The sequence below is a fragment of the Micromonospora phytophila genome (assembly GCF_023656545.1).
Lineage (GTDB): Bacteria > Actinomycetota > Actinomycetes > Mycobacteriales > Micromonosporaceae > Micromonospora > Micromonospora phytophila.
Window position 1 is genome coordinate 1 of record NZ_JAMOKF010000350.1, and the last position, 5,295, is coordinate 5,295.

The 5,295-nt window shown below is 73.6% G+C and carries 4 protein-coding genes and 1 pseudogene; 2 read left to right on the forward strand and 3 right to left on the reverse strand.

What is annotated here, in order from left to right:
* The 3 genes and pseudogenes from NCC78_RS27025 to NCC78_RS27035 form a co-directional block, all read right to left on the reverse strand.
* Positions 1–896: pseudogene (locus tag NCC78_RS27025) on the reverse strand (hypothetical protein); the annotation flags it as partial.
* 160 nt (positions 897–1,056) lie between these two features.
* Complete coding sequence (locus tag NCC78_RS27030; RefSeq protein ID WP_250797992.1) at positions 1,057–1,416, reverse strand: hypothetical protein; 360 nt, start codon at positions 1,414–1,416, stop codon at positions 1,057–1,059.
* Between the two features lie 175 nt (positions 1,417–1,591).
* The gene (locus NCC78_RS27035) at positions 1,592–4,015 is read right to left on the reverse strand and encodes a M14 family metallopeptidase (RefSeq protein ID WP_250797993.1); all 2,424 of its coding nucleotides are present in this window, start codon (positions 4,013–4,015) and stop codon (positions 1,592–1,594) included.
* A gap of 355 nt (positions 4,016–4,370) precedes the next feature.
* Between NCC78_RS27035 and NCC78_RS27040 the strand changes: the two genes are divergently transcribed.
* Positions 4,371–4,568: a hypothetical protein gene (locus NCC78_RS27040; RefSeq protein ID WP_250797994.1), complete on the forward strand. Its 198-nt coding sequence runs from the start codon at positions 4,371–4,373 to the stop codon at positions 4,566–4,568.
* 295 nt (positions 4,569–4,863) lie between these two features.
* The gene (locus NCC78_RS27045; RefSeq protein ID WP_250797996.1) at positions 4,864–5,232 is read left to right on the forward strand and encodes a hypothetical protein; all 369 of its coding nucleotides are present in this window, start codon (positions 4,864–4,866) and stop codon (positions 5,230–5,232) included.
* Positions 5,233–5,295 lie beyond the last annotated feature (63 nt).

Consider the following 5,295-nt stretch of genomic DNA (forward strand, 5'->3'; position numbering starts at 1 on the left):
GCTGCCGTCCCTCCGGCCGGCGGTACCGGCGGGCGGTGGATGGTCGGGGCGGTGTCGCTGACGGGGTGGGACGTTTCGGTGGTGGGGGCGACGACGACGCTCGCCCCCACCTGCGCCCGGTACGGCTGGCCGGCCCGCTCCGGCCCGAAGGCGCCGAGGTTCAGCGTCACCAGTGCCACCGCGGCGACGACAGCGGCGGTGGCCACCGAGCGGCCCGGACGCAGCGCGGTCATCGCGGCCTGGTCCGGCTCGGCCGGCAGCGGCGGCACGGGCCGCGCGTCCCGGTGGGCGTCCACCAGGGTCTCGAGCAGCGCGACGACGGCGGCGCGACGCCCCGTGGCGTGGGCGAAGGCGAGGGTCAGGTAGAACCGGAAGTTCACCGTGGCGGCGGCCGGCACCCGCAGCCCGGCGAGCCGGCCCCCGTCGGTGTGGTGCAGCAGGGTGAGCGGGACGTCGGGGTGGTGCGCCGGCCCCAGCAGGTTCGCGTATGTCCACTCCCGCCGGCCGGCGCGCCCCTCGAAGGCCACCCGACGGTTGGTCACCACGGCCATGCCGGCGTCGACGACCCGCAGGGCCTTCGGCAGCGCGCAGCCCGGTGCGCCGGCGGTGACCGAGGCGACGGTCAGCCCCGGCGCAGGCAGACCGGGGACGTGCCGCCCCTCGGCCTCGATGAGCTCCGCGGCGGGCAGCACCCGGAAGACGACCTCGTCGTCGTCGAGGTCCACCGGCAGGCCGGTACGCGGCTGGGTGCACCCGAGGAAGCCGGCCGCCTCGATCCGTAGCCGGACCAGCTCGTCGCCACGCCGGAGCCAGGCTGCGACCTCGGCGTCGTACGCGCGCCGCCGCCGCTCGTTCTCGCGCTCCGCCCACATGATCTGCCAGCGGGGGCGCGTCATCGCCGGGATCAGGATGGTGGCCGGTGATTTCGCCGTCACACCCGGTACAACCACTCATCTTCCACCGAGGAAACGCGCCCGGTCGATACGTCCCTTTGGTCGCGTCAGCGAGGTCGAGGGCGGACATGGCTGCGGCACGAGCGACCGGCGCACACGTGACTCACTCGCCGATGTACCCGATGAAGCGCAGTGCGGCAGGACGATCGCCGTCGGCAAGCTCGACCACCTCGTAGGTGCCACGCCTACCGCCGGGTCTCGGCGGCCACATGAATTCGGTCCGGTGGCCGAGGCGGTTGACGGCGTAGCCCGTCGTGCCGGCCAGCGGTCCGTCCAAGAAAGTCCCTGCGCAGAAAGGCAGGTCAGGCATGTGAACAATGCGATCGAGGCCATAGCGGTCCCGCAGTTCATCGTCGGAGAGTCCGGGCTCGACCAGTTCGGCACTGCCGTCCGACAGCGTCAGCAACAGGCGCCCGCTCTCGCCCGAGGGGCGGCTGCCGAGGACTCCGATGCGATCATCCATGGTCCGAGCGTCCCGCAGTGACCGCCGTGTGCCAACCTGCCTCGCGCCCAGCGCGGAGAGGCGACGGCTCCCGTCGGCACCGACCTCGTCGCGGACGAGGACGGGTGACCCGTACGCCGGGGGACGGCCGCGGCACCCGGGGGCACCGCGGCCGTCAGTACCGGTCCGTCGTCCGTCAGCCGGTCGGCAGGACCGCCTGGCCCTTGCGGAAGTTTCGGCCGGTGCCGTCGGGGATGTAGTTGTTCTCGACGTTGCCCGCCGAGTCCACCGAGAACCAGTAGAAGGTCGTTCCCGCGGGGACGGTCAGCGTCTCCCCGCCCTCGCGGATCCCGGCCGATCCGTAGCGGGTCGAGGAGTAGGTGGGTGTGCTGCCGTCGAGGGTGTAGAAGACCGCGGCCGGCTCGGTGACGCCGAACGTCACGTTCACCGTCCCCGGCGTCGAGCCGGGGGCGACCGACAGGGTGCTCTCCGGCCGGGTCCGGTCCTTGTCGAAGTCGCGCGCCACCCGCATGAGTTCGACGAGGCCGTTGGCGAACTCCAGGGTCTCGTGGTGCGCTTCGTTCCACTCGGGCTGGAAGGAGGTGCCGACCTCGAAGTTCCAGGCGTAGATGCCGTACTTGTACCAGAGCATGTCGCCGGAGTTGCCCGCCGCCGAGTACAGCACGTCGGAGATCGGGCCGGTCCGCGCCGGGGTGACCGCCAGGTTGCGGTGCCGCTTGATCGCCGTCAGGATCCGCGAGGAGGCGCCCCAGAACGCCGACTCCTCGGCCAGCGTCGGTCGCGGCGCGGAGAGCCGGCCGGGCAGGGCGTACGCGCCGGGCGACCACATGAAGTAGTTGCCGGAGGAGTGCAGGTTCATCGAGAAGGTGATGTTCGGCCGGGAGGCCAGCCAGTCGAGGTTCCGGTTCTCCGGCTCGGACAGCTCGCTCGGCCCGGCGTAGGTGCCGCTGGTGCAGCTCGGCGACGCGCCGGAGTAGCCGTCGAAGAGGCTGTACTCGGTGTAGTTGCGGTTGTTGTCCACGCCCCACGAGTCCCGGGCGAGGAAGTCGGCCGCCCCGGTCAGCGGGCAGTGGTTGGTCATGTTCTTGCGCTGGGAGTTGAAGTCGTAGAACGAGTAGTGGCCGCCGTCGGGGTTGATCGACGGGGCGATCCAGATGTCGAGGTTGTTCAGCAGCTGCTTGGTCTGCCCGTCGTGGGCGTAGTTGCGCAGCAGCCGCTCGGCGGTCTCGACGGTGACCAGCGGCGGCACCCACTCCCGGGCGTGCTCCTGCGCGTAGGCGAGCACCCCCGTCTTCGACCCGTCGCGGTACTTGCCGATTCGGATCGCGTACACCGGGTGCGGCTCGCGGGAGACGGCGGCCGGCGCGGCCAGGCCGTCGCTGAGCGCGGTCCGCGGCGCCGGCGCGACCACGCCGGTGCCCGCGCTCCCCCGATAGGTGTACGCCCGCAGCAGCGAGCCGGCCCCGGCGTTGAGCGCCGCGACCACCTGGGCGGCGGTGCTCGTCACCGCGCCGGAGCCGTCGGTGGCCAGGCTCACCCGGACGGCCTTGCCGGTCACGGTCACCGACAGCGCGGCGTTGGCGGCTCCGGGGTCGGCGATCTCCACGGAGATGTCGTTGCCGCCCTCATGCCCCCAGGTTAGGGAGTCGACCGCGACGCGGCTGGCGGTGGCGCCGCCGAGGACGGCCTGCGCGTGGCGTCGGTAGCCGTTGGTCTTGTACGGCAGCTCGACGATCTCGGCGAGGTCCGGGAACTCGGCGGCGAGCTGGCGGATCCGCCCGTACAGCTCGGTCGGCGTGAGGTAGCTGGTGACGAAGTCCTTCTGGTAGCCGGGGCCCTCCGGGGCGGTGTCGGGAACGGGCAGCCACTCCTGCACCTTGGCGACGGCCACGTCGCCGGTGGGGCTGGTGATCCGGACGTAGTCGGGGCGGGTGGTCACCAGCGAGGCGCCCCGGTGGTAGAGGTAGACGCCGGCGTCGACGAAGCGGGAGATGCTCTGCGTCCCGCCGGAGCCGATCCCGGTGCCCGGGCCGCTGTCCCGCTCGACGGTGAGCGCGGTGGTCGCGGTCTGGCCCTGGGCCCACTTCGCCTCGACGGAGAGGACCTGGCTGGTCCCGGAGGTGTAGTAGTCGGCGCGAATGATCTTGACGTCGGAGACGTGGGTCGCCCCCGCCGCCGAGAACTCCCGGTTCTGCGCGACGTGCTCGGCGATGGTCGCCTCCCGCTCGGCGACCCGCGCCCGCGCGTCGTCCGGCCGGTGGAGGATCCGGCCGAGCCGGTAACCGGCCGCGGTCAGGGCGGCGGCCTCGTTGGGGGTGACCACGGCGTGCGCCACCACGCCGCTCTCCGAGCGGGACACGTGGTGGTCGAGGTCGACGCCGGTGGCGACCAGGGCGTCCAGCTGCGCGGTGTCGGCGAGCAGCACCTCGACGACGTTCGCCTCCTCGTCGGCGACCCGGCCGAGGTCGGCCGGGGGCGCGGCGGCGTCCGGCACGATGGCCGAGGCCGGGCTGACCAGCAGCACGACGGCCGTGGCGACGGCGAGGGCGGCCGGGACGGGCAACCGGCGTCGCCACCGGGGGCGTGGGGAATGAGGCATGGGTGTCCACCTTCCGAACCCGGCGTGCGGCATCAGGGAGGGTGCCGGGTGCCGTCCCGTCGCCTCGCGGGTGGCTGCCCCCAGCTCCGATGGGCAGCAGCGTCGCGGCGACGGCGGGAGGAGGAACGGTGGTGGCGTCCGGCTGGGTCGGATCGACGCTGCCCGCATCGCCGGCTGCGCAGCGTCGGTCGAACTCGGTTGACGAAGGCTCATCCGGTGGCGGTCCTGGACTGCGCCAATCCTCAGCTCGCACAGAGCCGCCTGTCAATCCCCGCCGTCGCCCGGCCTCGTCCCTCCGGCGCCCCGAACCGGGGTTCCGGGCGCGGGCGGCGGCGCGGCGTCATACGGTCGGCGGGTGGAGGTCCTCTTGCGGGGCGGGCCAGGTGACGGGCAGGTCGTCGACGGGGGTGGCGAGACGGTCGTCTGGGGCGCCTGCCTGTACGAGCGGACCGCGGAGGTCGGCCATCGCCGCGGCCGGGACCTGCGGGTCTACCGGCACCGGGCGGACTGCTGCGAGGCGTACGGGCGCGGCGCCGAGGACCGCTGCGAATAGACCGGTCGCCGGTCCGACGACGGTTGCGCACAGGCCGGCCGCCGGCTTTGACGACCGCTGCGACCAGACCGGCTGCCGGCGCCGACGACCGCTGCCAACGGACCGGCCGCGTCGAGCCGGCCGCCGGGCTGGCCCGCGCGGCGTGCAGCGTCGGCTCCGCCGACGGACCGGTCGACGGAGCCGCCCTGGAGCCGATCCGCGGTGCAGGGTCTGTGCAGCTTGTGCCGGTGACACGGTTTACCTGCGGTCCCACCGGTCAAGGTGAAGGGAGCACATGCTTCGAGGGGGGTCCACGATGTCCGACACCAGCCATGACAGGCGCAGCCGCCAGGCCGACCGACCCGACGAGGTGATCGACCCGCTGCTGTGGGGTCTCGCCCTCGACGTGGCCGACGCCCACCAGCCGGACGAGGACGGCGGCGGCCACAACCTGCTCTGCGCCGGCCAGGCCTGGCCCTGCGCCCCGTGGAACAACGCGCAGCGGGCGCTGCGCCTGGCCCAGGGCGGATCCGAGGAGGGCGAGCAGTCGTCGCCCCGCGTGGTGGCCGGGCCGGCCGCTGACGAGGATCCGCTCACCGGCTGGCGGAGCGACCTGGTGCCGGCGACGTCCCGCCGCGCTTCGTCCGGAGCCTCGCGCTCGCGCCGGGCCGCGTCGGCCGCCTGACGCGGAAGGGCCACGGCGGAGCGGGGCGGGCGGCGTCGGCGGCCTGACCTCGGAAGGGCCACA